This window comes from Streptomyces sp. NPDC001787 (assembly GCF_040297465.1).
GTDB lineage: Bacteria > Actinomycetota > Actinomycetes > Streptomycetales > Streptomycetaceae > Streptomyces.
In genome coordinates this window covers 1-25,208 of record NZ_JBEOZE010000016.1, presented here as the reverse complement: position 1 = coordinate 25,208, position 25,208 = coordinate 1, and the positions used below count along the sequence as shown (strand labels likewise).

At 72.5% G+C, this 25,208-nt stretch carries 16 protein-coding genes; 9 read left to right on the top strand and 7 right to left on the bottom strand.

What is annotated here, in order from left to right; translation table 11 throughout:
- Window positions 1-6: 6 nt before the first annotated feature.
- Both ABT170_RS22085 and ABT170_RS22080 read left to right on the top strand, forming a co-directional pair.
- A complete protein-coding gene (locus ABT170_RS22085) occupies window positions 7-1,266 on the top strand; it encodes a hypothetical protein (RefSeq protein WP_351870010.1) in 1,260 nt (419 codons plus the stop codon).
- Between the two features lie 244 nt (window positions 1,267-1,510).
- Window positions 1,511-2,350, top strand: coding sequence for a glycosyltransferase family protein (locus tag ABT170_RS22080; RefSeq protein ID WP_351870007.1), 840 nt, complete (start codon window positions 1,511-1,513; stop codon window positions 2,348-2,350).
- Here the strand turns inward: ABT170_RS22080 and ABT170_RS22075 are convergent.
- Window positions 2,323-2,865 carry a methyltransferase domain-containing protein gene (locus tag ABT170_RS22075; protein WP_351870004.1) on the bottom strand — a complete coding sequence of 181 codons (543 nt, stop codon included), beginning with the start codon at window positions 2,863-2,865 and terminating at the stop codon, window positions 2,323-2,325. The genes ABT170_RS22080 and ABT170_RS22075 overlap by 28 nt on opposite strands.
- A gap of 273 nt (window positions 2,866-3,138) precedes the next feature.
- Here ABT170_RS22075 and ABT170_RS22070 point away from each other — a divergent pair, with 273 nt between their 5' ends.
- Both ABT170_RS22070 and ABT170_RS22065 read left to right on the top strand, forming a co-directional pair.
- The gene (locus ABT170_RS22070) at window positions 3,139-5,133 is read left to right on the top strand and encodes a Gfo/Idh/MocA family oxidoreductase (RefSeq protein ID WP_351870001.1); all 1,995 of its coding nucleotides are present in this window, start codon (window positions 3,139-3,141) and stop codon (window positions 5,131-5,133) included.
- Entirely contained in the window at window positions 5,130-5,669 is a 540-nt protein-coding gene (locus tag ABT170_RS22065; RefSeq protein WP_351869998.1) for a hypothetical protein, read from the top strand. Before ABT170_RS22070 ends, ABT170_RS22065 begins: the two co-directional genes overlap by 4 nt.
- 201 nt (window positions 5,670-5,870) lie before the next feature.
- On the opposite strand, the gene ABT170_RS22060 is transcribed toward ABT170_RS22065, so the two are convergent.
- A complete protein-coding gene (locus ABT170_RS22060) occupies window positions 5,871-6,875 on the bottom strand; it encodes a TauD/TfdA dioxygenase family protein (protein ID WP_351869995.1) in 1,005 nt (334 codons plus the stop codon).
- Between the two features lie 15 nt (window positions 6,876-6,890).
- Window positions 6,891-7,748, bottom strand: a complete 858-nt coding sequence (locus ABT170_RS22055) for a 2OG-Fe(II)-dependent halogenase WelO5 family protein (RefSeq protein ID WP_351869992.1) — start codon at window positions 7,746-7,748, stop codon at window positions 6,891-6,893.
- Between the two features lie 624 nt (window positions 7,749-8,372).
- On the opposite strand from ABT170_RS22055, the gene ABT170_RS22050 reads away from it, so the two are divergent.
- The 5 genes from ABT170_RS22050 to ABT170_RS22030 all read left to right on the top strand — a co-directional run bounded on the left by ABT170_RS22050 (window position 8,373) and on the right by ABT170_RS22030 (window position 14,784).
- Entirely contained in the window at window positions 8,373-9,299 is a 927-nt protein-coding gene (locus tag ABT170_RS22050; protein ID WP_351869989.1) for an aldo/keto reductase, read from the top strand.
- Between the two features lie 159 nt (window positions 9,300-9,458).
- Window positions 9,459-10,820, top strand: coding sequence for an MFS transporter (locus ABT170_RS22045; RefSeq protein ID WP_351869987.1), 1,362 nt, complete (start codon window positions 9,459-9,461; stop codon window positions 10,818-10,820).
- 57 nt (window positions 10,821-10,877) lie between these two features.
- Window positions 10,878-12,188 carry a hydantoinase/oxoprolinase family protein gene (locus tag ABT170_RS22040; protein ID WP_351869984.1) on the top strand — a complete coding sequence of 437 codons (1,311 nt, stop codon included), beginning with the start codon at window positions 10,878-10,880 and terminating at the stop codon, window positions 12,186-12,188.
- Window positions 12,185-13,246, top strand: a complete 1,062-nt coding sequence (locus ABT170_RS22035) for a DUF917 domain-containing protein (protein WP_351869982.1) — start codon at window positions 12,185-12,187, stop codon at window positions 13,244-13,246. Before ABT170_RS22040 ends, ABT170_RS22035 begins: the two co-directional genes overlap by 4 nt.
- Window positions 13,243-14,784 carry a PucR family transcriptional regulator gene (locus tag ABT170_RS22030; protein WP_351869980.1) on the top strand — a complete coding sequence of 514 codons (1,542 nt, stop codon included), beginning with the start codon at window positions 13,243-13,245 and terminating at the stop codon, window positions 14,782-14,784. Before ABT170_RS22035 ends, ABT170_RS22030 begins: the two co-directional genes overlap by 4 nt.
- A 70-nt stretch (window positions 14,785-14,854) precedes the next feature.
- Here ABT170_RS22030 and ABT170_RS22025 read toward each other — a convergent pair whose 3' ends face one another.
- From ABT170_RS22025 to ABT170_RS22010, 4 genes are all read right to left on the bottom strand, one after another.
- Window positions 14,855-16,531: a hydantoinase B/oxoprolinase family protein gene (locus ABT170_RS22025; protein WP_351869977.1), complete on the bottom strand. Its 1,677-nt coding sequence runs from the start codon at window positions 16,529-16,531 to the stop codon at window positions 14,855-14,857.
- Window positions 16,528-18,573 (bottom strand): hydantoinase/oxoprolinase family protein, encoded by a 2,046-nt coding sequence (locus ABT170_RS22020; protein WP_351869975.1) that lies wholly within the window; start codon window positions 18,571-18,573, stop codon window positions 16,528-16,530. The genes ABT170_RS22025 and ABT170_RS22020 overlap by 4 nt, the downstream gene beginning before the upstream one ends.
- Before the next feature lie 117 nt (window positions 18,574-18,690).
- Window positions 18,691-19,188 (bottom strand): nuclear transport factor 2 family protein, encoded by a 498-nt coding sequence (locus ABT170_RS22015; RefSeq protein WP_351869972.1) that lies wholly within the window; start codon window positions 19,186-19,188, stop codon window positions 18,691-18,693.
- A 309-nt stretch (window positions 19,189-19,497) separates the two neighbouring features.
- Window positions 19,498-24,651 carry an NACHT domain-containing protein gene (locus tag ABT170_RS22010; protein ID WP_351869969.1) on the bottom strand — a complete coding sequence of 1,718 codons (5,154 nt, stop codon included), beginning with the start codon at window positions 24,649-24,651 and terminating at the stop codon, window positions 19,498-19,500.
- Window positions 24,652-25,208 lie beyond the last annotated feature (557 nt).

The following is a 25,208-nucleotide window of genomic DNA, read 5'->3' as shown; positions in this document are numbered from 1 at the left end:
ACCCGTATGCCGGAACAGAGCACACACCCCTGGTACCGCTTCATCGGCGACGACATCGAGCGCAGGACCCGGGCCGACGTCGGCTTCACCAACCTGATCTCCAGCCGTCCCTACACACTGGATCCCGGAACCCTGCGAGGGTTCATCGACCGGAACGCCCTGATCCGCGAATTCCAGCGGATCACCCGCGACGTCTTCCTGGCCAGTCTGCACGGTGAGGCCGACCCCGCCATCGCGGAGACCATCGTGGCCGGACAGCCGCCGGAGCGGGGCCGTGAGTTCCATCTGAAGCTGACGGAGCGCCATCTGGCACTCCCGCTCTACTTCCGTACCGACGAGCCCGCCCCCGGCGCGATCGCGGAGGTCCAGTGTCCGGCCTCCGGCTGGGAGATCGCGGACCAGGTGCACGCGCTCTACCGGGCTTTTCCCGACGACTTCGACGCCGCGGGACGGCGCTTCGACCCGCTCATCGACAACCTCGCGGCCTCCCTGCGCACCCGGTTCGGCGACAGCCCCGTCATCCACCACCTGACCGGCAACGCCTCCCGGCCGCACGGCGTCCACTACACCGTGCAGCGACTGCGCGAGGCCGGCATCCGGCACTTCGCCTGGGACGCCGTTCACTGGAAGGACTGCGGGTTCGTCCGTGCCCACGAGTTCTACGACCTCAGGTACAACGGCTTCTTCGACCAGTGGATGGAGGCGTGCGAACAGGGCGAGCTCGTCTTCGACCATCCGCCCACGCCGCTGTACGACGCCAAGGTGACGATGGCCTGGCCGTTCTGGTCGAAGGCCCGGGAGTTCTACCCCGACGAGATCCGCGGGATCTTCCCGCACACCGAGATCATCACCCCCGAAGGGTTCCACCTGCCCGACGGCACCTGGATCACCCTGGACGAGTACTGCCGGCTGGGTCAGGGGAGGCGTCGCTACTACGTGAAGTTCGGCAGCCATCACCCGACGCTGAACTGGGGCAGCCGCGCCGTCTACTACGCGGGCAGCTTCTCCGGTACGGCGCTGCGCGCCCTCTTCGACCGTGTCCGCGCCGACACCGCGGCGGGCCATCTCTGGGTCGCCCAGGACGCGCGCCTGCTGGCGGAGCCCGCCGCTGCCGTCTCATGGAGCGGGGAGGACGTGAAGTTCGACGGGTACACCAAACTGAGCGCCTTCTACACCCCGGAGGGGCTGGCCGGACTGATGGCCATGCAGGAGCGCGCGCAGAAGGTGCACGGGTCACCGAACACCGTGGTGAGCGCGGCCTACTGAGGAGCGCCCGGGAAGCGGGCGGGGCGGGAACCAGCGGTTCCGGGCGGGGCCCGCGCACCGGACCGGTTCACCGGCCTCTCGTACACCGGCCTCTCGTACACCGGACCGGTGCCCCGGCTCCTCGTACACCGGACCGGTTCACCCGCCCCTCGTACCCCCGGACCCACCGGGGGACGTCCTGCTCTCCGCGATCCCAGAAGGCTGTCCCCACCCAACACTCCCGGACGAGAAGGGGCGAGATGCCATGCCCGGCAAACGCGGTGTGTACTTCGTGGCCAACGACCGTGTGGTGGAACTGGTCACCGTGTTCCTCAGCAGCTTCCGCCGTACCAACCCCGACATCCCGCTCCGGCTGATCCCCTTCGACGGGGAGTACGGGCAGGTCGCCGCCCTGGGCGAGCGGTACGGCTTCACCGTGTGGGAGGACGAACAGCTGCTGGCGCGGTGCGACGGGACCAGCCTGTCGTTCCATCAGCGGCGGAGGGGACACTTCAGGAAACTCGCGGCGTGGGAGGGCGAATTCGACGAATTCCTCTACATCGACAGCGACACGGCAGTTCTGCGGAACATCGACTTCGTCTTCGACTACCTCATGGATTACGGATTCGTCACCGCTACGTCCAACCTTCCGGGACGCGCCTGGCTGGAAAGCGTCAAGGAGTCCGGAAAGCTGACGGCGGAGCAGTACGAATACGCCGCCAACACGGGATTCGTGGCCTCCCGGAAAGGCGCGCTCACGATGGCCGGAATCACCGCGGCGCTGCCCGCGGCCCGCGAGCTGGCCCCGCACATGAAACTCGGATATGAGCAGCCGTTCCTGAACTACCTCATCGTCACGTCGGGCCTGGCCTACACCAGCCTGCACCACCTGCGCACCACGACCGGAGACCGGACCGTCCCGGCCGAGGTCTTCGCCTGGACACCCGGCGTCCGGGCGAAGGACGGCGCGATCGTGCACCCCTCCGTCCCCCCGCCGCTGATGGTCCACTGGACCGAGCCGGTCAAACCGACCCAGGCCGACCCGGCGGACATCCCCCTCTACGACCTGTGGTGCCACTACCGGGACTTGCACGCCCGCACATAGAGGGACTGCGCGTCGTCGTGCCGCGGCGGGAACTCTGGGTGAGCGGCGAGCAGGTCGGCCTCCGTGATCCGCTCGCCGGCGGTGAAGCCTGCCTGGTCGAGAGCCCAGGCGAGCAGTTCGAGGTCGAGGAGGTTGCGATGCCTGCCGCGCGCTTGGAAGAGGTCGTTGATGAACTGCTGGACGGGCGCCCCGCCGAGGGAGTAGTCCGGCCAGCGGCTGCACCGGTCGTCCTTGAGGGCCTGTCCCCGGTCCGCGTCGTAGGCGGCGCAGACCTTGGCCAGATCGGGGCAGGACAGCCAGAGCGTGGCGTCGTCCGCGCAGACCCGGTGCAGTTCCCGGAACAGCGGGATCAGCTGACCGTGCAGTTCGAGGTGCTCGACGACGTGCTGCATCACCACCACCGACACCGAGCCGTCCGGGAACGGCAGCCGGCCGGCCGCCAGATCGATGTCGAATTCCGAGTCGGCGACATCGCAGTTGAGCCAGCCGGCAACGCGCCGGTCGCCACAGCCCAAATGGATTCTGCGAGCCTGCGGCACACCCTCCGGCCTCCGTACCCGGCGGCGTTGTCTGAACCGCGCGAGAAGGCGGGAGACATCATGCTCGACGAGTGCGATGGTGCGGGGATCAAAATTCAGCTTTCGCAATGTCAAAGCTATCACCCGATTTACCGTGCCTGAGAAACAACGTCCGGTCAACCATGCCTGTGGGACGCGGCATTCGGGCATCCCTCAGGAAATCTGATCCTGTCCTCGATCGAAATCTCTGAATTCCCCGTGGAGGCGTGCATGCGACAGGTGGTTCTGCCCGGCCCCGGCAGGTGCGAGATCGTCGAACGGGACGAGCCGCCGGGCGGTCCCGGGCATGTCGTGGTCGACGTCGGCGTGAGCGTCCTGTCGCCCGGTACCGAACGCGCGATCCTGCTGGACCGCCCGACCGCCGGCTCCCGCTTCCCGGAGTTCCCCGGCTACATGGCCGCCGGCACGGTGCGCGGCGGTCCCGGGTTCGCCCCGGGTACCCGGGTGGCGGTGCGACGGGCGCGCCACGCCGACACGGCTGTCGTGCCCGCACGCCATGTGCGGGCCGTGCCCGACCGTGTCGCGCCGGCCGACGCCGCCGTCTGGCAGCTCGCCCTCACAGCGCTGCACGGCCTCGACACCGGAGGACAGCTCGCGGGCGAGCCGGTGACGGTGATCGGCCAGGGCCTGCTCGGCGTCATCACCCGACGTCTGGCCTCGGCCCTCGGCGCACCGAGGGTGCGTGCGGTCGCCGCGTCCACGGCCAGGACATGGACGTGCAGAACGGAACCCTCCACCGTGTTCGGGGAACCGGGACAGTTCGACGGAGGCACCCCGCTGGTCGTGGACGCCACCGACAGCGGCCCCGGCCTGGCCGTCGCCATCGCCGCGGCCGCGGACGGCGGCCGGGTGGTCCTGCTCGGTTCACCCCGGGCCGAGCAGGCTGATGTCCCGCTCCAGCAACTCCACGACCGCCGGATCGACCTGCGCGGCGCCCATGTCTCCGGGATGACGGAGGCGGACGAGGACCGGCTCACCGACCTGTTCTTCTCCCTGCTGGAACAGCGCCGCTTCACCGTCAGGGACGTGCTGGCCGACTACCCGGCGCACCGGGCCCCGGAGGTCTACCGGCGCCTCGCCGACGATCGCGCCTTCGTCAGCGCCGTACTGCACTGGGACACCCCGCCCCCCGCCCCGGGCTGGCCCGCTCTCGTCGCACGTCCGCTGCGCTTCGGCCTGCTCGGCTGCGGAGACATCGGCATCGAGGACGCCAGGGCGCTCGCCGCCGCGGACGAGGCGGAACTGACCGCCTGCCACGACCCCGTCGCGGAGCTGGCCGAGGAGACCGCCGCCCGGTTCGGCGGCGCGTGGGAGACATCGGTATCGGCCCTGCTGGCCCGGCCCGACGTCGATGTGGTCGTCGTCGCCACCCCGCACGACACCCACGAACCGCTGCTCACCCGTGCCCTGGCCGCGGGCAAGCACGTCCTGCTGGAGAAGCCCGTCGCCCAGGACCTGGTCTCGGCCCGGCGGATGGCCGACCTCGCGGAGGGCAGCGGGCTGCGCACCGGCGTCCTCTTCCCGACCCGCACGGACCCGAGGTTCCGTCAGGCCGTCGCGGCCGTCGCGGCGGGGGAGATCGGCGACCCGCTCGGCGTCGCCACCACGTACTTCACCGACAAGCCGGTCGCGTACTTCCTCGGCGGTATCAGCGGTCGCGTCTCCACCACCTGGCGGCTGTCGAAGGAGCGCGCGGGCGGCGGATTCCTCATCATGAACCTCATCCACCAGATCGACGCGGTCCGGGCGCTCATCGGCCGGGAACCCGACCGCGTCTACGCCGAGACCGCTCCCTCGGCGACGGCCGCGGCTCCCGGAATCGAGGACGTGGTCAGCGTCGTGCTGCGCTTCGGCAGCGTCGTCGCGACCCTCGTCGGCAGCGCCAGCGTGGCCGGCGGCCGGGGCATGCGGACCCGCGTCTGGGGCGAGAAGGGCGAGGTGCGGCTGACGCCGGACTACGAACTGACCCGGCGGGGGACGTCCGACCCGGCGGAAGGGGCGGCCACCGGGGCGGCACCGACCGCGATCGACCTGCGCACCTGGGCGTTCACCCGCTTCGCGCGGGCGGTCGACGAGGGAACCCCGGTGGACGTGAGCCTCGCCGACGGGCTGTGCACCCAGGCGGTGGTGGAGGCGGCCTACGCCTCCGCGCGACTCGGCCGCGCGGTCTCCCCGGCCCGTCTCCTCGAAGGCGGCACACCGTGAGCACCTGGCGGCGCGTCACGCGCCCTTCGGAAGGGCTCCCGGCGGCGGCCGAAGCGGTGTGGTTCGCGGACGACCCGGAAGCGGCCGAGACCTGGGCGTACGGGTACCCGCCGACGGGCGCCGGCGAGCGCGCCGCGCACGCCTGGGCCGCCACCGCGCACGCCGCCGCGACGGCCGCGGGCGGGGCCGCCGTCCAGGTGACGGGGGACGGCGCGCTCGCCCGGCTCGTCCGGCTCGCCCTGCCCGGACCGGCGCCGGGCACCGGGCACCGGCCGGAAGTGGTCGTCGAGACGACCGGCACCACGGCCGGCATCCGTGAGGCCCTGGCCTCGGTCGTGCCCAAGGGACGCGTCCTCCTCGCCGCCCGCCCGCTGAGCACCACGACGCCGCTCCCCACCTACCACGCCGTTCACCTGCCGGGTGTCCGTGTGCTGCCCATCCCCTGGGACGACCGCGCCGGCGACATCCCCGACCATCTGATGGCACACGCGCTGCGCGACGTCCGGCCGATGGGCGGCGGCCTCACCGGCACCTGACGTATCCGGCGGACCGACGCGCCCGCGCACCGGGCCGATACCCGGTGCGCGGATGTGCGCGGGCGGGCGCGGAAGCGGGTTCGCGGTGCCGTTCGCCGCCCGGTTCGCGCGGCTGTGGACGGCGAACAGCCGCGGGGACACCGTGGGCACGCCATCGCGGCGGGGGCCGGTCCGTCCGCCGACGCCCCGTCCGCCGCACCTCTATTCCGGTGCCGGTCCGGTGGGCAGGCTCTCCCCGGGTCCGTGGAACGGCGTGAGCGGTTCGCCCCGGACGGACTCGGAGACGAATCCGTCCGGTCCGACCGGGCGGTCGCCCAGGACCAGTACCCGGTACATCCTGCGCCGGTAGTCGGTGTAGTGGAGATCGGCGGGCTGGAGGTGGGCGACCGCGCGGTTGTCCCAGACGGCGACATCGCCGGGCGCCCAGTGGTAGCGCAGGGTGTACTCCGGGCGGCTGAGGTGGGCGAGGAGGACGTCGAGGACACCGTCGCTCTCCCAGGGGAGCAGTCCGGCGAGGTGCGAGACGGATGCCGGTGGCAGGAAGAGCGCCTTCTCCCCGGTCTCCGGGTGCACCCGCACCACGGGGTGGAGGGAGACCAGCGTCTCCTGGACCCGCTTGCGGATGATCGCCAGGTCCTCCTCGTCGGAGAACAGCAGCCGCACCCCGGCGTGCAGAGCGTGCTCGGCGCGCAGACCGTCGGCCAGCCGCTGGAGCGGACCGGACAGCCCCTCGTAGGCGGCGACGAGGTTGGTCCACTGGGTGTCGCCGCCGAACTCCGTGGCCACCTCGCACCGGAGCACCGAGATGGCCGGCGGATTCACCACGGAGGCCACGTCCACGTGCCAACCGGAGTCATGACGCAGCGACTTGCGGTGCAGCCGTTCCTCGAACCTCATGCCGTGCCGTGCGTCGTTCACGTCCGGATCGACGACGAGGATCTCCGGGAACCCGTCCGGATGCGTGCCGTGCTTCGAGCCCGGCAGGCGGGTCACCTCGCCGAAACGACGGGCGAGAGCCACATGGTCGGCGTGGTTCAGGTGCTGGCCGGGGAAGAAGATCACCTTGTGCCGGAGCAGGGCGGCCCGGATCTCCGCCATCGTTTCGGGCTCCAGCTTGTCCGGCTCCCGCAGTTCGACACCGCGGATCTCCGCCCCGATCCTTCCCGCGATGCGGCGTACGTCGGTCCTGAACGATTCCTCGGTCACAGTCCGCCCCTTCGGTCAAGCCCAGCGCAGAATGGTCGTGTCGTCGAGCACACCCATGTTCCACTGAGCGACACAACGCACGGCCTTCTCGTCGTGCCGCTGCGCGACGGCGTGGATCTTCCCCACGTCGAACAGGTACACATCACCGGTACGGACAGGAATCGTGATCCTGTCGAACGCGGAAAGCGCCTCCTCCGGGTACCGGGGATCGGGGCCGGAGCGCAGCGCGCGGCTGCTTTCCTCGTCGGGCGTGATGTTCCAGCACACCAGCTCACCCCCCGCGTCGTTCTTCAGACACGCCAGCGCCGAGTAGTAGCGAAGGGCCCGCTGGATCTCGAACCCCCGCAGGTGCGGCATGGCCCGGAAGGCGGAAGCGTCCGTGTGCGGCGCCAGCACATAGGATCCGTCACCGCCCCGGCTCCGTACCTTGAACACCCCCGCCCGACGGCCTCGGTGTTCCGCCACCCGCAGCCGGATCCCCTGCCGTGCCAGATGACGGGAACACCCGTCCACCAGGTCCGGCACGGCGCGGCCCGGTCCCGCGAAGAGCTCCTCGACACAGGGGCGGTTGCGTTCCACCTCGTCCAGATAGGCCGACAGGCTGGAGTTCCCCACCAGCAGGGCGCCGAACGCGTCGCCGTTGAGGGACAGTCCATCGGACGAATCCTTCCGGAGAGGGCTTCTCCGGAAATTGCTCCGGACACTCTCGCAGGCCTCCGGAGAAAGGACGCCCCGGAAGACGGCGCCGACAATTCTCCCACGAAGGACATCGGACCATACGTCCCAGTCGAGTTCGTCGCGTTCCTCGAAACGGAAATACTCGGCCGGGCTCACGACGCCCGTCAGCCTGACAGGCGTGGCGTCATCCGCCATTGCCGACATCCTCTCTGCGGCAGATGGGACCGACGGGCGAAGCACAGTGCATTCCGCGGCGCGCCGTTTCCCTTGCGCGAACGTTCTCGCATGACTGCGACAGCCCAGCTCCTTTTCCTCCCGCGCCGCCATCGCGGTGATGTGGGGCGGGTCATCGGGCGGCATGGTGCCGAGGACTGTTCCGTGATGCCCGGCGGACCGCTCGCGCCCTCCTGCCGCCGGGATTCTCCGCCTGGCGCATGACGAAATCAGTGCCGACCGATCCGATTGTCGGCAGCCATGAGGGTCCGTCAAGAGTCCCCGCTCGTCCTGCCGGTGGATTCGGCCAAGTCCTGGAACGGAATCCTCCGTCCCGCCCGCCCCACGCACCACTCCCACCCCGTCGCTCCACGGCAACGGACACCTGGCGCTCCCTTCCGCCCCGATCTCGATGACGCCGATGAGTCCTGATTCAGGAGGTGCTCTCGCGTGACGCCCGGGTGCCCCGGAAATCCGCAGGGTCCCGAAGGGCGGAGTGCGGACCAGCCGACGCGGACACGGCCGGCGAGTGAACCACCGGCAGGTGGCACGCACGCGGAAACGGGCCTCTTGAATGCCCGCCAGGCATCCGTAGACTGTGAGCCCATGCGCTATATACCCATGGGGAATTCGGGTCTACGGGTCTCCGCGGTCGGCTTGGGATGCAATGAACTGGGCCGCTCCGTCGGGCTCGACGAGGCACGTACGACGGTGAGCGCCGCACTGGACGCGGGGATCACCCTTTTCGACACGGCCGACGTCTACGGAGAATCCGAATCCGTGCTCGGCGCATGCCTTCGGACGCAGCGGGAGCACATCGTCCTGGCGACGAAGTTCGGGCACCGGACCATGGACATGGGCTACGGACCCGCGGCCGGTGCCAAGGGCGGACGCGCGTACATCCGCCGCGCCGTCGAATCGTCGCTCCGGCGTCTGCGCACGGATTACATCGACCTCTACCAGATCCATACGCCTGATCCGCTCACTCCCATCGAGGAGACGCTCGCGGCGTTGACCGAGCTGGTCCGTGAAGGCAAGGTCCGCTATATCGGGAATTCCAATTTCGCGGGCTGGCAGATCGCCGAAGCCGCGTGTGCCGCCCGCTCCGGAGGGTTCGAGCCCTTCGTGTCCGCGCAGAACCACTGGTCGCTGCTGGACCGCGACAGCGAGAAGGAGGTCGTCCCGGCCGCACGTCGTTTCGGACTCGGAGTGCTGCCGTACTTCCCGCTGGCGAACGGCCTGCTGACCGGAAAGGTGCGGCGCGGCAGAGCCATCCCGGCAGGGACCCGCATCGCCGGGAGTGCCTATCAGGTGACGGAGGCGCGGCTCGACACCGTGGAGGCACTGATCGCGTGGGGCGCGGAGCACGGTCGCAGCGTCCTGGAGATCGCGGTCGGCGGTCTCGCCGCGTTCCCGGGCTGCGGCTCGGTGATCGCGGGGGCCACGAAGCCGGAACAGGTGAGGGCCAACGCGGCGGCCGGGGAGTGGGTGCCCACCACCGGCGAGCTGAGGGAGATCGTGGAGCTGCTGTAGGGGGCGGCCGGGTCACGATCCGGTCGCCCTGTGCACGACGCACCCCCTCCCCGCGGGGCGGGTGTGCGTCGTGCACGCGTGCGGAAGGCCGCCGATGTCTATGGTGCCGCCACCCCTGATCCCGGGGGCCGTAGCCTGAGCAGGCCGGAAGGACAGCCGATGAGCACCATGAGAGATGCGGGCCGTGGCATCACGCACGCCGCGGATGCCGCAGGGACGGCGGACCGCCCCGTCGGCGCGTGGTTCGAGAGCATGCCCCTGGGACGGGCGCACCTTCTTGCCGCCGCCGCCCTTTTCATGGCGTTCGTGATCGAGTCGTGGGAACAGCTGGCGCTGGTGTACGTGTCCGGCGACCTCGGCGGCGCCTTCGGCATCGATGAGTCCGCGATCGGCTGGGCCCTGTCCGCGGTGGCGCTCGGCATGATCCCGGGCAGCCTGGTGTGGGGGCCGGTGTCCGACCGGATCGGGCGGCGCTCGGTCTGCCTGTGGTCGCTCGCCGCGTACGGGGTCATCGCGCTGGCCAGCGCCTTCTCACCGAACTTCACCGTGCTCATGGTGACGCGGTTCGTGTCCGGGCTGGCGCTCGCCGGCATCTACACGGTGACGTTCCCCTACTTCCTGGAACTGCTGCCGTCCCGGCTGCGTGGCCGCGCGGCCGTCTATCTGTCCATCGGCTGGCCCATCGGTGTCCTGCTCGCCGTCGGCGTGACCCAGGTCCTGGGCGGCCTCGGCTGGCACGTGGTGACCATCGCCAGTGGGCTCGCCGGACTGTGGGTGTTCGCCATCCGGGCCTGGGTCCCGGAGTCCCCGTACTGGCTCGCGGAGCAGGGGCGGCACCAGGAGGCCGCCGAGGTGCTGCGCCGGCTCGGGGCCGATGTGCCCGAGGGGACGGTCTTCGCCTCCGCCCCGGCGGCCGAGGCCCGTGCGGGGCGGCCCGTCGATCTCTTCCGCGGACCGCTGCTCCGTGTGAGCCTGCTCATGCTCGTCGTCAATTTCGCCTTCAACTGGGGCTACTGGGGGCTTCAGACCTGGCTGCCCACCCTGTTGCAGGACAAGGGGCTGAGCATGTCGGCGAGCCTGGGCTTCGTCGCGCTGAGCGCCGTGTTCATGATTCCGGGATACATCTCGGCGTCCCTGCTGACGGGCCGCTACGGCCGCAAGAAGGTCTTCCTGCCGTACGTCGGCCTCGCCGCGGTCTCCGGGGTGGCCTTCGCCTACGCGGACACCCTCACGACCATGTACGTGGCCAACTTCGCCCTGTCGTTCTTCTGTCTCGGCGCCTGGGGTGTGTGGAACACCTGGAACGGCGAGTTCTACCCGACCGCGCTGCGGGCCACGGGATACTCCTGGGCGACCGCCGCCCAGCTCGGGGCCACCTCGCTCGCACCGTCCGTGGTCGGCTTCCTGCTGGCCCGTGCGACCGGCTCCTCGTCCACGATCCTGTTCATCATGGCCTTCCTCGCCATCGCCCTGGTCTGCGCCGCTCCGCTCCCGGAGACCGAGGGCAAGGACCTGGAATAGGCCCCGGCCGATCCGCGCCCGGCTGGCCGCCGGCGCGGCCGATGGGAAGATGACCGGGTGAGGCTCGGAATCGATGTGGGACGTGCGACGACCGCGGCTGTCCTCACCGACACCGCCGGCCGGGTCGTCGGCCGGGCGCTGGCCGACAGCGCGCCGACGACGGCGGTGAGCCTGCGCCGGGCACTGGCCCGGCTCGGCCCGCTCCCCGGCACGGTCCGGGCCGTCGCCGTGGTCTGCGACCTGGCACGCCGCCCGCTCGTCCCCCGCCGTGTCGCGGCGCTGCGGATCTCTCCCGGCTGCCACCCGGCGCTCGGCCCGTTCGTCGGATGGCCGCCGGAGGCCCGCGCCGCCGTGGCCGGACCGTACCGGACCGTGGACGGCGGCAGTTCCGTGACGGGACGGCCGCTGGCCGCGCTCGACCGCGTCGCCACGGCCGACTTCGCGCACCGTGCCCGCGCGGCCGGCGTCACGGCCTTCGCCGTCTGCGCCGCGGGCGCCCCGACCGCGCACGGGCCGGAACTGGAAGCCGCCGGGATCATCGCCGACAGCGTTCCGGACGCCGCCCTCAGCCTCTCGTACGAGATCGGCTCCCCGGGTCTGCGCGAGCGGGAGAACGCCACGGTCCTGAACGCGGCACTCGGCGGCTGGGCCGGTGAACTCGTCCAGGACTGCCGACGGGCCCTGCGCTCCGCCGGGATCGACGCCCCCCTGCTGTTCGCCCGGGACAGCGGGGGACTGGTGTCCGCCGACTACTTCCGCAGGCATCCGGTCATCGCGACCTCGCCCGCCACCCCCTGCGCCGCTCGCGGAGCCGCCGCCCGCACCGGCAGCGAGCGTGCCGTCGTGGTGGACGCGGGTGCCGGATCGGTGCGCTGTCTCACCGTCGTCGACGGGGAGCCCGTGCGGCACGAGCGGCCGTATCCGGGAGCCCTGGGCGTACGGGTCCAGCTCCGCGCCCCCGAGGTGACCGAACCGGCGGAAGGGACCGCCGACGAGATCCGGGCAGTCGTCGCACGGCTCGGGGAGCGGGTGCCGGGAGCGCCCGTGATCCGTACCGGCGGCGGGGCGGAAGCCTTCGCGGACACCGGCGCACCGGAGAGCCTTTTCGACGCCGCCCGCCACGCCGCCCGCGCCGACTGCCGCGCGGAGATCGAGCACATCGTCTCGGCGGCCGGCCGCGCGGAGCTGGACCAGCTGCTGGACGCCGCCCGCGGACACGCGCTGTCGCTCGCCATCGCCGCGGGCGCCGCCCCCGCCACCGTACGGGTGCGGACCCTCACCCACGCACCGGTCGCCTACCTGCCCGCCGGAGTGCACCGGGTGACCGTGCAGGCCACCGGCGAACCCTTCACGGACGTGCCCTCATGACGTCCGGACCGGACCGGGTGATCGGACCGGACGAACTGGAGCACCTGGCCGTCGGCGCCCGTGTGCTCGCCGCCGGGACCGAGGAGTCCGCCTACCAGGTGGCACTCGACTGGGCCGCCGCCGAACTGGCCGCCCACGGCCCGGTGCGCCTGCTCGCCGCCGACCGGATCGGGCCTGCGGGCCTGTGCGTCGCCGTGACCCTGGCCGGGGCCTCCGCGGCACTCGCCGAATCACTGCCCACCGGCGACGAGCCGGTGCGCGCCGTACGCGCGGTGGAACGGATCACCGGCCGGACCGCCGAGGCCGTGGTGCCGCTCAACACCGCCGCGGAGAACGCCCTGATCGCCCTCGCCACGGCCGCCCGCTGCGGCCTGCCCCTGGTCGACGGCGACGGCTGCGGACGCGTGCTCCCACTGCTCGAACAGACCCTGTTCACCCTGGCGGGCGTCAACGCGGCGCCACTCGCCCTGGCCACCCCCGGCGGCGACGTCATCACGCTGGAGTCGGCGCGCAGCAGCGTGGAGGAAGTGGTCCGTCCCCTGGTGCTGGCCGCCGGCGGCTGGGCGGTCGTCGCCGGATACCCCATGGACGGCGCGGCCCTGGCGCGCTGCTTGGTGCGGGGAACGGTCAGCCGGGCGATCGAGGTCGGATCGCTGGAGGGGCCCGCGCGCTTCGCCGCGTGGCGTCCGCGCCGTCTGTGCCGGGGCCGGCTCGTCGCCCTGGAACCCTCGCCGGGGCCGTACGGCCCGCGGGGCGCCGCCGTGCCCGTCCCCCTGCCGTCCCGGCCGACCAGCGTCCTGGTCGACGAGGAGGGCGGGCTGCGGCGGCGGTTCCGTCTGGAGGCCCACAACGAAGTGCTGCTGGTACTCGCCGACGGTGCGGTCCTCGCGTCCGCCCCCGATCACATCCTGCTGGTCACCGGTGCCGACGGCCGGGTGCTCGACGTGGAGCGCGCCGTGCCCGGACTCACCGTCGAGGTGGTCGTGATCGAGGCGGCACCCGCCTGGCACACCCCCCGGGGCCGCGCGCTGGCCGGAGCGATCGGAGCACTGCCATGAGCCGCCCGCTGACACTGGTGGAACTCCTGCGGCACGGCCCCCTGCCCGAGGTGGCGGTGCACGGCCCCACCGACCTGCCCGCGGAGATCCTCTCCGTGCGGATCGTGGACCGTGTCGAGTCGCTGGACGCCCTGCAGCCCGGGACCGCCGTGGTGCTGGTCGGGCACGTCGCCTCGGCCGCCTGGACGGTGGAGATGGCGCTGCGCAAGGCGTGGGAACACGCGGCGGCCTGCGTCGTGGTCCCGCCGGGACCGGTCCGCGCCGGCTCGGTGGTCGAACTGGCCGGCCGGCTCGGTGTTCCGCTCCTCGTGGTCGAGGGCGACCCGCTGGACACCGCCGTACTCCTGGCGTCGGCCGTGGCGCGGCCCGAGGCGGGCCGTACCGCGCTGACGGCGCGGGCCGCCCAGCGGATCGCGCGGGCGGGGCACCGGCCGGGCGCCGTGCTCGCCGCCCTGCACGACGTACTGCCCCGCACCTCGGTGGCGCTCACCGGCCCGTCCGGTGCCGTCCTCGCCGGCCGGGCGTCCGCCCTGAGCACCGAGGCCGGCGCGGTGCGTGTCCGGGTCCCGGTGCCCGATCCCGACGGCGGGCGGCTGGCCGTGCTGACGGCGCGGTCGCGGTCGCGCGCTCCGGACTGGACCACGACCATGACGGAGATCCTCGAACTGGCCGTCGCGCCGCTGACCGCCTGGGCGGCCGGTGAACGGCTCGGCGCGGAGCGGTCCGAACGCGCGGCCTCGGCCCTGCTGCGCACGCTCCTCGCCCGGTACGCGCCGGAGGTGGGCCGCAGGCCCCCGGCCGGGGACCGGTCCGAGGAGGTCACCGATTCCGGGGACAGCGGACCCGACCTCGTCCTGAGCTCGGCGGTGGCGCTGGGCTGGGCGACGAGTGGCCCCTTCGTCGCCTGCGCGCTGCGGCCGGAAGCCGCCCCGGCCGCCGACGCGGGGCCGCTGCTCGCACCGTGGTGGGACCGCGCTGGGATCGGTGGTCCGCTCGTGATGTACCGGGGCGTATGGGTCGCCTGGCACACGCTCGCCGGCGACGGTCCACCGGCCGGACTCTTCGCGTCCGCCGAACGGCGGCTGGCCGCGGTCCTCGCCACGGCCGCGGGGCCCTGGCGGGTGTCCGCGGCCCTCGCCGGACCGGTCGACTCGCTCACCGGGCTGGGTGCCGCCCTCGACGACGCCGTCGCCGCCGCGGGTGTCGCCAGGCCGGGTACGGTCGTGCGCGCGGACCGCGCGGGCCCGGCCCAGCTGCTGGCCGCACTGCCGCGGGAGTCCCTGCGCAGACCGGCCGCGGCGCTCCTCGCTCCCCTGCTCGCCGCCGACCGTGATGGCGCCCTGCTGCGGACCCTGGCCGTCCTGCTCGACGTCGGCGGCGCCCCGTCGGCGGCGGCTGCCCGTCTCGGGGTCCACCGCAACACGGTGACGGCGCGGCTGGAGCGGCTGCGCGCTCTGGGCTGCGATCTGGAGGACCCCGCGCTTCGGCTTCCGCTGCATCTGGCGTGCCAGGTGCTGCTCGACGAGGACGCCGGATGAACGGCGGCGCCGCGCGGGGAGTGAGTCCTCCCCGCGCGGCGCCGCCGTCGTCCAGCCATCCCCGCACGGTTCAGCGCGGGTACCGCTCCCGGACGTGGTCCGCGGTGAGCACGTCCTGCCGGACGTCCTGGGCCAGCGCCTCGGCGGCGCGCTCGGACGCCGGACCGTAGCCGCCGCCCCCGCCGCTCTCGCAGCGCAGGACGTCACCGTCGCGCACCGGCAGCGCGTTCGCCTTCAGCAGCGAACGGGCCTCTGGGCCGCCCGGGTTGAGAGTCACGCGAGGGGCCGCGCCGTCCTCGCCGCCGAACAGCCCCCAGGCCGGCGTGACCGACCGCTCCCACCACAGGGACAGATTCTGGTCGGCGGTGAAGCGGTACTCACGCACCACGCCGTTGCCGCCCCGCGTACGGCCGGGACCCGCGGAGTCGGGACGGACGGCGTACCGCTCCACCCGCACCGGGAACAGCGTTTCGAGAACCTCCACGGGCATGTCCCGCAGGGAGCCGTTGACATTGTTGATCAGACAGCTCTCGCCGTCGCCGGCCTCCCAGGCTCCCCAGCCGCCGACCGTCGCCTCCTGGGAGACGAACAGCCGGCCGCTGCGGGGGTCGAGCCCGGTGAACTGCACGATCATGGAGTCGCCGTACGAAGCCGCCGCGGCCCGGTCCGGCATCGCGGGAGCCAGGGCCTTCACCACCAGGTCGATGACGAGTCCGAGGTGCGAGTAGTAGTACTGGCAGGCGGCCGGTTCGACGGCGGCCAGCATGGAGCCGGGCCGGGTCACCACCTCAAGGGGATCGAACGAGCCGCCGTTGAGGGGCACCTCGCCGCTGACCAGGAGCTTGTAGCCGACCCGGCAGGCGGCGACGGTCTGTGCCGCGCCGCAGTTCACCGGGCCGGTCGCCTGGTCGGCGCAGTCGGTGACGTCCATGACCATGCGCTCACCGTCGATGGTGACGCGCACGGTGACATGCAGCGGGGTGCCGAGGTCGATGCCGTCGTTGTCGAGCCTGCCGGTGGCCTCGTACACCCCGTCGGGGATGGCGGCGATCTGCGCGCGTTCCAGCTGCCTGGTCTGCTCGAAGATGGCGTCCCGGGCGGCGGCGAGCGTATCGGTGCCCCACCGCCCGACGATCTCGGCGAGCCGCCGGGCCCCGGTGAGCGCGCAGGCGACCTGGGCCCGCATGTCACCGAGCGTGGGCTGCGGGAACCGTACCTGCCGGGCGATCAGATCCTGTGTGAGCACGCACGGTTCGCCCCCCTCGTAGATCTTCAACGGGCCCATGCGCAGGCCCTCCTGATAGATCGTGGTGGAGTCCATGGAGCCACCGGGATCCTTGGACCCCATGTCGATCCAGTGGGCGCGGGAGGCCGCGAAGCCGACGAGTTCGCCGCCGACGTGGATGGGCGCGTAGACGGTCACGTCGTTGAGGTGCGTACCGCCGATGTACGAGTCGTTGAGCACCCAGACGTCACCCTCGCGCCAGACGTCACGGCCGTACATGCGCTCGGTGGCGCGGGTGCACTCCTCCAGGTTGCCCAGGAAGATCGGCAGGCCCGACGACTGGCCCAGGACGTGGTGGTCCCGGTCGAGCAGGGCGACGGCGCAGTCCTTGGCCTCGTAGATCGTCGGGGTGTACGCCGAACGGATCAGCGTGGTGTTCATGTCCTCCGCCGCCTGGAGCAGGGCGCAGCGGATGATCTCCGTGGTGATGGGGTCGATGGCGGTCCCGGCGGGGGAGTTCATGCGGCGCCTCCGAGCTTGATGACGAGGAAACCGTTCGTGTCGACGGTGACGAGCGCGTCCGGCGGGACGACGGTGGTGGAGGTGGCCTCGACGATGATCGCCGGTCCGGTGAACTGCTCGCCCACGGGCAGGTGTTCACGCCGGAGCACGGGGGTCTCGTGCGTCTTGCCGCCGAAGACGACGGGCTTGGTGCGCCCGGCGCGCGGGGTGTCGCCCGTCTCCGGGGCGTACGGGCGGGTCTCCCGCTCGGGCGGAGCGCCGAGCGCGGTCGTGCGCAGGGTGACGAACTCGACCGGTGCCTGGGGTGTGGCATGCCCGTAGCGGCGCTCGTGCAGTGCGGCGAAGCGGGCGGAGGCCGCATCGAGGAAGCCGTCCGTGAGCGGTTCGTCCGCACCGGTGAGCGGTACGGCCAAGGTGTAGTCCTGGCCCTCGTACCGCATGTCCACCGCGTGCTCGACGGTCCGGCGCTCGCCGGGGACGCCCTGCTCGTCGAGCGCGGCCAGTCCCTGCGCCTCCAGTCCGGCGAGAGCGGCGGCCATGGCGGTGTTGTCGAGGGCGTGTCCCGGGGTGAAGAACTGCCGCGTCAGATCGCGGCGTACGGCGGTGCCGAGCATCCCCCACGCGGAGAACGCCCCGGGGAACAGCGGCACCACGACTTCCTCGACGCCCAGCTCCCGCGCGATCTCCACGGCGTGCATGGGGCCCGCGCCGCCGAAGGCGAGCAGGGTGAACTCCCTTGGCTCACGCCCGTGTTCCACCGTGAGGGTACGGATCGCCTGTGCCATCTTCGCGTTGGCGACATCACAGATGCCGCCGGCGAGGGCGACCGGGTCCAGGGACAGTTCCGCGGCGAGTCCGCCCATCGCGGCACGGGCCGCCGCGACGTCCAGCGTCATATGACCGCCGGCGAACCAGTCCGGGTCGACCCGGCCGAGCACGGCGTTGGCGTCGGTCACGGTGGGGAGGGTGCCGCCGCGTCCGTAACAGGCGGGTCCGGGCACGGCGCCCGCCGACTCGGGGCCCACCCGCAGCCCGCCCGCCTCGGCGTAGGCGAGCGAGCCGCCACCGGCGCCGATCGTGTGCAGGTTCACCAGCGGGATCAGCACCGGGAAGCCGTCGGCGGTGCCCTCGTTGGAGATGTCCGGCCGCCCGTCCAGGACCAGCGACACATCGAAGGACGTACCGCCCATGTCGACGCAGATGGCGTTCCTCCGGCTCAGCAGGTCCGCCGCCGCGACGCCGCCCATGGTGCCGCCGACCGGCCCGGACAGCAGCGTCTGGAGCGGGTGGGAACGGGCGAACGAGGCGTTGACGACACCGCCGGACGACTGCATCACCTGCACCGGAACGCCGAGGCCGCGCTCGGTGAAACGCTCCTCGATGCGGCCCAGGTAGCGGCGTACGACGGGGCCGGTGTACGCGTCGAGCACCGCGGACGAGGTCCGCTCGTACTCGCGCCACTCGCCCGCGACATCGTGCGAGAGGACCACCATCACCTCGTCGCCGAGCTCCTCGCGCAGGATCTCGCCGGCCCGCAGCTCGTGCCTGGGCTCGACGTAGCTGAACAGGAAGGAGACGGCCACCGCCGTGTATCCCTCGGCGCGCACCCGACGGGCGGCCGTGCGCACGGCGTCCTCGTCCAGCGGCCGGAGTTCGGTGCCCCGCCAGTCGAGCCGCCCGCCGGCCTCCGCGGTGGAGTACCGGTCCACCAGCGGGACGGGCTTGCGGTAGTGGAGGTCGAACATGCGGTCCCGGTTGCCGCGGGCGATGTGGTAGACGTCCCGCATCCCCTCGGACATGAGCAGCAGCACCTTGGCGCCCTTGCGCTCCAGGAGCGCGTTGAGCCCCTGCGTGGTGCCGTGCACGAAGAAGGAGATGGCGCCGGGATCGGACACGGCCCGTCCCAGTGAGTCGAAGACGCCCTCGGCCAGATCCCCCGGCGTCGTCGGGGCCTTCGCCGCGAAGTAGGTGCCGCGCGTCTCGTCGTACGCGACGACGTCGGTGAACGTGCCACCGATGTCCATGGCCACCCGGTATGTCATGCCGCCTCCCGGCTGTCTCGGGGAATGGGCAGAAGCTAACCGGACGGACCAGGACGCGGCCTGTGCGCGGCGCACGGTCGAGGAGGCCGGGCAATGCGGCGCGCACAGGCGGGTGGGCTAGCGCACCGGCTCGCCTCCGGCCTGCCGCACGTCCTCGTGCAGATGGACGATGCGCCAGACCTGGTCCTCGTACCGGCGCAGGGCCGCGGTGTTGCGCACGATCTCCGGCGTCAGCGGCGAGCCCGAGTCGTCCGGAGCGAAGTCGACGCGAAGCCAGTACCGGAGCAGGGCGAGGTCGCCGAAGACATCGATCACCGGGTCGTAGGCCTCCAGCCCCGCCTCGCGCGGGCCCTCGCCCGCCGCGGGGCGTTCGTCGCGGATACGGTCCAGATCCGCCTTGCCGCACAGCAGCGGGGCGGCGGCGGAGTCCCAGATCGTGGCGTCCGGGTCCAGACAGGCATCGATCGCCGACCGGTCCTGACGGGTGTAGGCCGCGTACATGCCGGTGATCACCGACCAGACTGCCCGGGTCTGGGGGTCCGAGGCACCCGGGCGGGCGAACGCGGTGGCATCGGTGGCGGCACCGGCGGGGCGGGGGGCGGGGGGCGGGTTCATGGGCACGGCGGAGACTCCAAGGTGGTCGCGATGGTTCGAGCGGTCGGACGGACGCACCCGCCCCGGCGGGCGGCCCTGGCGGTCGCCGGGGCGGGGCGGGTGCGTCCGGACCGGCCCTCGTGGCCGCTCACGCGCAACGCCCCGGGGGCCGGTACGGCGGGATCCGGGGGACGGAGAGGCGGCGGTCGTGCGGCGCGATGGTCGTGCGCGCGGCGCCAGTGAAGCCGACGCCGCCCGCCACGGTCAACAGGGACCGGACGGCCGTGCGGCTCCGGGAGGGCTGCGGCCCCCCGCTGCCGGGTCGCGCTCTCAGCGCGCGACGAGGTCGAGTGCGGCGAGACGGAGAGGGCCCTCCTGGTGGGTGAAGGGGTTGTGGACGACGGTGTCGGGGGACACGGATCCCAGGGCCCGGACGGCCGCGACCGCGTCCGGCCGCGGGAGGGCATCCGCCTGGTGCAGGACCACGGCGAACAGGTACATGCGCTGCACCGTCCGCACCTCCGGATGCGCGTCGGCGATCGGGTCCCAGGACGCCGCCAGTACGGGGCTGTCCTCACGGATGCCCAGGGGATCGCGCAGGGCGGCCCGGAACGCCTCGACGGCGTCCGTGTCCGTTCGCAGCCGCCGCATCAGCGGCCCGACGAACATGGGCAGATGGACGTCGGGGAGACCCATGCGGAACAGGCCGTGGGCGCGGGCCACCAGGGCCGGCAGATCCCGTGGCGCGGCTGCGCCGAACGCGATGGCCAACGTCTCGTCCCAGTGGCGCCGCCCGCGATGCGCGGGGTCTGTCCCGAACCATGTCTCGAGGTCCCGGAACGCGTCTCCGGACACGCTGTCCGCCGGAAAGATCTGGGCGAACGCGGCCAGTTCGCCGCTCGCGAGCACGCGGCCCGACCGGGTGCCGGACATGTCCCCGGTGAGGATCTCCTTGAACACCTCGTCGGACACATTCCAGCTCTGCCGGTCCAGCATCGATTCGAGTACGCGGTCCTCCCCCTGGGCCGCCGGCTGTCCGAGCTTGGCCACGACCGCACGGAGGACTCCCTCGTCGCCCCTGTTCTCCTCCTTGGCCCACAGGAGGAAGCGCGCGTCCCGGCGGAGCGTGGCATCGGTGTCGGCCTCACGGCGGAGCATCTCGGCGACGGCGGGGTACCGGGAGGCGGCCGTCGCGAGCGCCGACATGACATGGCGCCGTCGCTCGCCCGCCGTTCGCCGGGCACGGCTGGACGTCCCGTTCAGCCGGTCGAAGACCCTGTCGCCGAAGTGGGCGCACAGCCCCTCCCAGTTCTCGGCGACGAGGTCGACGAGGATCTGATCCACATCACCGTCGTAGAGGGCGTCCAGCTCGACGCCGGGTTCACCCGTGTGACCGATGGTCTCCTCGATACCGTCGATCAGGGTGAGGTCGCCGAGCATGAGCATGCCGATCCAGGCCAGTTGCCGGCGCTCTTCGAGTTCAGGGCCGTACGCGCACAGCTCGTCCCTGATCTCCGCGCGGAGCCAGTCCATCGCGGACGCAGGTGTGCCGGGGCCCGTCCGGTCGATGTGGGCCTGCTGGTGGAGTCCGACCGCCTGGACGAGCCCGATGAGGGAGAGTCGGCGGATCTCGGTGTCCGGTTCGCTCTTCCACCGCGTCATGACGTCGATGAGGTCGGTTGCGGCGAGCGAGCCGCGTGCGAGTTCGTAGGTCAGGACCTCACGCAGTTCCGGTCCGATGTGCTTGAGCAGATCGAGGGTGTCGCCGAGGATCCGGCGGGAGGCGGCCTCGGTCCTGCCGCAGTAGGCCCTGAGGACCGCGGCCGGAATGGTGTCCGGAACTCCTGAAGTGAGGGGCCGTGGGTCATGGATGAGCCGCTGGGCGAATTCCTGGACGGCCGGCTGCCCCGGCCAGGCACTGATGACCGCGGGGACGTGCCACATCAAGGGATGCGGTCTCACCGCGGTGCACAGCGCCGCCAGCTCGGCCGGGTCGTAGCCGGCGAGCGTCTCCCGTGCGGTCCCGGCGTCGGCACCGGCTCCCCGGGCGGCGGTCTCCAGCCGCGTCCAGGCGTGGGCCACGGCCTCGGCCACGACCACGCCCTTCTCGGTCCGGGCATCCGCGTCGGGCCGCCGCAGCAGCGACACCAGGAGGGCGAAACCCTCCTGGTGGCCGAGCACATCGACGGCCACACCGGCCATCGGGGCGGCGCGGGCGAAGTCGCCGTGCAGCCGGCCGGTGAGGACGGCGCGTACGTGCTCGTCGTCCCCGTACCGCTCGACCAGCGTCCGGGCCGCGGCGTACGGCCGGGAGGCGTCCAGACCGCGCAACAGCGTCGCGCGGGCGTCGGCGGGCGGGAGCGCGGTGGCCAGGCCGGCCACACGGCCGGGCAGGACGTTGCGCAGCCCGGTGTCCACGTAGAGGTGCAGGACCCGGGCGAACGCCGGGTCCTCGCGCCACCGCTGGGGGATCATGCCGACGTCGTACAGGATCAGGCCGTGCTTGCCCGGGTCCGCGAGCCCGGCGGCCACCCAGTCCTTGAAGCGGGGGTCATCGGCGAAGGCGTTGCAGGCCAGCGTCCACGCGAGGCCGCGGTCGCCGCCGTTGTGCCCGTTCTTCCTCAGGGTCTCCCACGCGAAATCGGCCGCCCGCGCGTCCCCGGCGGCGGCGATGTTGACGAGGTCCGCCGCGGGCCACGGCCCGGAGAGGTGGTCCTCCCGGCGGAGCAGGGACAGCAGCCAGTCCCGTTCCTCCGGCCGGTACAGCGCGGCGTCACCCGACGCCGTGCCGCGCTGCACCAGATGCAGGCCCACCAGCCGGAGCGCCCTGGACGGCTGACGGCGTGCCCAGTCGATCGCCTGTGCGGTCTCGGGCGCGTCGGGCCAGCCGTTGCCGAGGGCGAGGACGGCGGCGGCCTGGGTCGCCGAGGTCGGCCCGGTCTCGGTGAAGGCCATCAGCCGGTCCGGCGGGCCGGGCCGGCCACCGAATCGGTGTGCGAAGGCCAGCGCGGCGTTGACCTTCACGCCGTCCTCCGGGTGCCGAATGCCCCAGAGCAGATACTCGGAGGCGAGGTCGTCGGCGATGCCGAGATCGCGCAGCGCCCACATGGCCGGCGAGGGATCGGGGCGAGGTGCCGTCAGCCATCGCTTCATGACCGGCAGCAGCTGGAGGCGCGCGGTGTGGCTCGCGAGCACGCCGGTGAGCGAGGTGATGAGGTTCGCCCGATGACGCAGCGAAGGATGGGTCTCCACCCGTTCGACGAGCCGTTGGATGTAGTCGGTCCGCGACGCCGGCGTGAGCGCGACACCGGCCGCGAGCGCCTCGGCGAGCAGCTCGTATCCGTCGATGTCCGCCCATCGTGTGCCGTCGGTGTCGAGGGCCGCCGCCAGGAGGGACGGGGGCGTCCGGGAGCCGGCCTGCGCGGTCAGCAGCGCCAGGAGCACATCGCGCCAGGCCGGATCGTGCACGAACCGCCGCACGGCCGCGATCTGCTCGTCGGCGGGCAGCGTGGCGAGGTACCGCCCGGCCAAGTGGTCGAGCACCACGCGATGCAGGAAACCGCGGTATCCGGCGCCGTGCGACACGATCAGCCCGAACTCGTCCTCCGCCACGGCCAGGACCGCATCGGCGATCCTGCGGGCTTCGGCGCGCTGGTAGCCGAGGACTTCGTCGTCGGTCATCGACTCGACGACGAGCGCGCGCAACTCCGGCCCGGTGACGGCGCCGGCCGGGTCCTTGACGCGGAGGCGATAGGCCACGGCGGCGAACAGCGTGGTCATGTCGGTCGCCGACAGCAGGGCCCCTCGCGCGTGTGAGGCGCGCTGCCGCATCTGGGGATGCTTGGCGACGAGCAGCTCGACGAGCCGCGCGTAGATCTTGAACCGCTGACGCGGCAGGGGTTCGCCGCGCCATGTCGCGGCCAGCAGTGTCAGCAGGAGCGGGGACCTGGAGAGTTCGTCGAGTTCCGGGGTGGCCTCCAGCTGGTCGAGGAACGGTCCGACGCCGGCGCTCCAGGCCGGGGGGAGGGCCGTGTCGGCCTCGGCCCGTCCGGCCCGGAGGATCCCGGCGGCGATCGTCCGGCGCTGCCCGTCCGACAGCGGCGTGATCTCGGCCTGGGCCCACCGGCGCCTCCAGTTGAGCCGGTCGACCGCGTACGGGCGCGTGGAGAGCACCGCTGATGCCCGGGTGCGGCCGAGGAACGCTTCGAGGGTCCCGAGGGCACGCTCGGCCGCGCCGACATCGCTCCACTCGTCGACGCCGTCGACGAGCAGCAGCAGGCGGTCGTCCCGGAGCGCGCGCCGGACCAGTGGCCAGAGATGGCCGGCGCTCTGCGACTTCAGCCAGGCCTCGGCGGCCGAGACGAGAGAGTTCTCGGCCGACGTTTCGAGATGGCGGCACAGGAAACCGAACGGCAGCCAGAGGGGCAGGTCGCAGGAGTGTTCCCGCTGCAGCGCGACCGACTGGGGCCGGGGCGAGAGCAGGTCCGTCGCCATGAACCGCAGGAAGCTGGACTTGCCCACTCCCGGACGGCCCACGAGCAGCCGGTACTTGCCGCCCGCCAGCCACTCGTCGGCGGGGAGGCCACCCGGGCGACCCGGACCGCCCGGGTCGGCCGATGCCGCCGGGCTGCCGCCCCTGAGCAGCTGACGGGCCGATCTGAACGACTGCCGGCGGGTGCCCAGCCGTGAGGCGAGGTAGGTGTGGCCGTCGCCCGATCCCTCCGCGGGGCGCCGCTCCTCCACGGGCGGCTCGGGCTGCTCGGCGTCGATCAGGTCTGCCCGTCGGCTGTGGGGATCGACGTCCAGGACGACGAACTCGCCGCCGGGCTCGCTGTCTTCGGCCGGATGGACTCCGCCCTGTGCGGAGAAGACGGCCCGGTAGAGATCGCGCAGCCCGGCGCGCAGTTCTCCGCTGTCCCGGTGGGGCAGGTTGTCCGCGAGGGCCCGGGCCGCGTCCGGGCCGCAGAAGCGCTCCGTCCAGGTTCGGCCGAAGAAGTCGTCGACGATACGGGGATGGTCCTTCAGCAGGCCGGAAACCTCCTGAACGCCCCACGGGACGAAGGTGATCCCGAGCCCGGCCAGCCGTTCGGTCTCCTCACGGATCGCGGTGTCCAGCTTCGTGTTCTGCAGGTCGAACGAGGTGGCGAAGTGGAACATCGACGCCCTGTCGGCCCATTCGCCCTTCAGCAGGTCGTCGACGGCCTTCGTGATCCTGTCCGCGGTCATCGTTCTGACCCGCCGGGACTGAAGGACGATGTAGTCCCGGCCGCCGGACCCCCCGCCCGTCAGGGCGAGCGGCAGCCGGGCATAGGCGTCGATCCCGGCCTGGGCCTGGCCCGGAACACCGAAGAGCTTGGCGTACTGGACGGGCCGGACGGTGTGCAGCAGCCTGAGGAACAGGCGCTCGGCGTCGGACCATTCCAGCTCGCCGATGGGCAGCACCTGCGCCCTGGTGTCGATCGGCGGCGCGGGCGGCGGACCCACGGGCGCGGACCACAGAAGCGCTTCGTCACGGTCCCGGCCCCCCGCCTCCCCAGGGTCCCGGCCCCCCGCTTCGTCCGTGAACGCCATCGCTGTCCCTTCGCCGCTCAGCCCTGGTCCCGCTGTTCGCGGAGGGGGCTCGTACCGGATCCCCGCCGTCCGGCACCGTCCCTCCAGGTCACCATGATCCCCGCCGGGCTGCGGGCGGGTGGCGGAGCGGCCGAAGGCGGAGACGGTTCCGCCGACGGGCGGTTGAAGGCGATGGCCCCCACCGCCCACGACGTCGGCGCGGCGACGGATGGAGGATCTGTCGTACGGGCAGCGGTGGCGGATCGGGACGGGCGCGGTGGCCGTCGTCACCCACGACCGCCGGACGCGGTCCCGTTCCACCGGAGCCCGACTCTTCGTTCTCCCCGGACCACGGGCACATCACGGAGTCCAGGGCGGGCGGAGCACCTCGGGGAGGTGCCGGTACGAGGCCGCTCCACACGGTCCGCATGACCGGCCCGAGCGGCGGTGTGCAGACCCCCGCGGCCAGCGCCAGCGCGCCGAGGCGGATC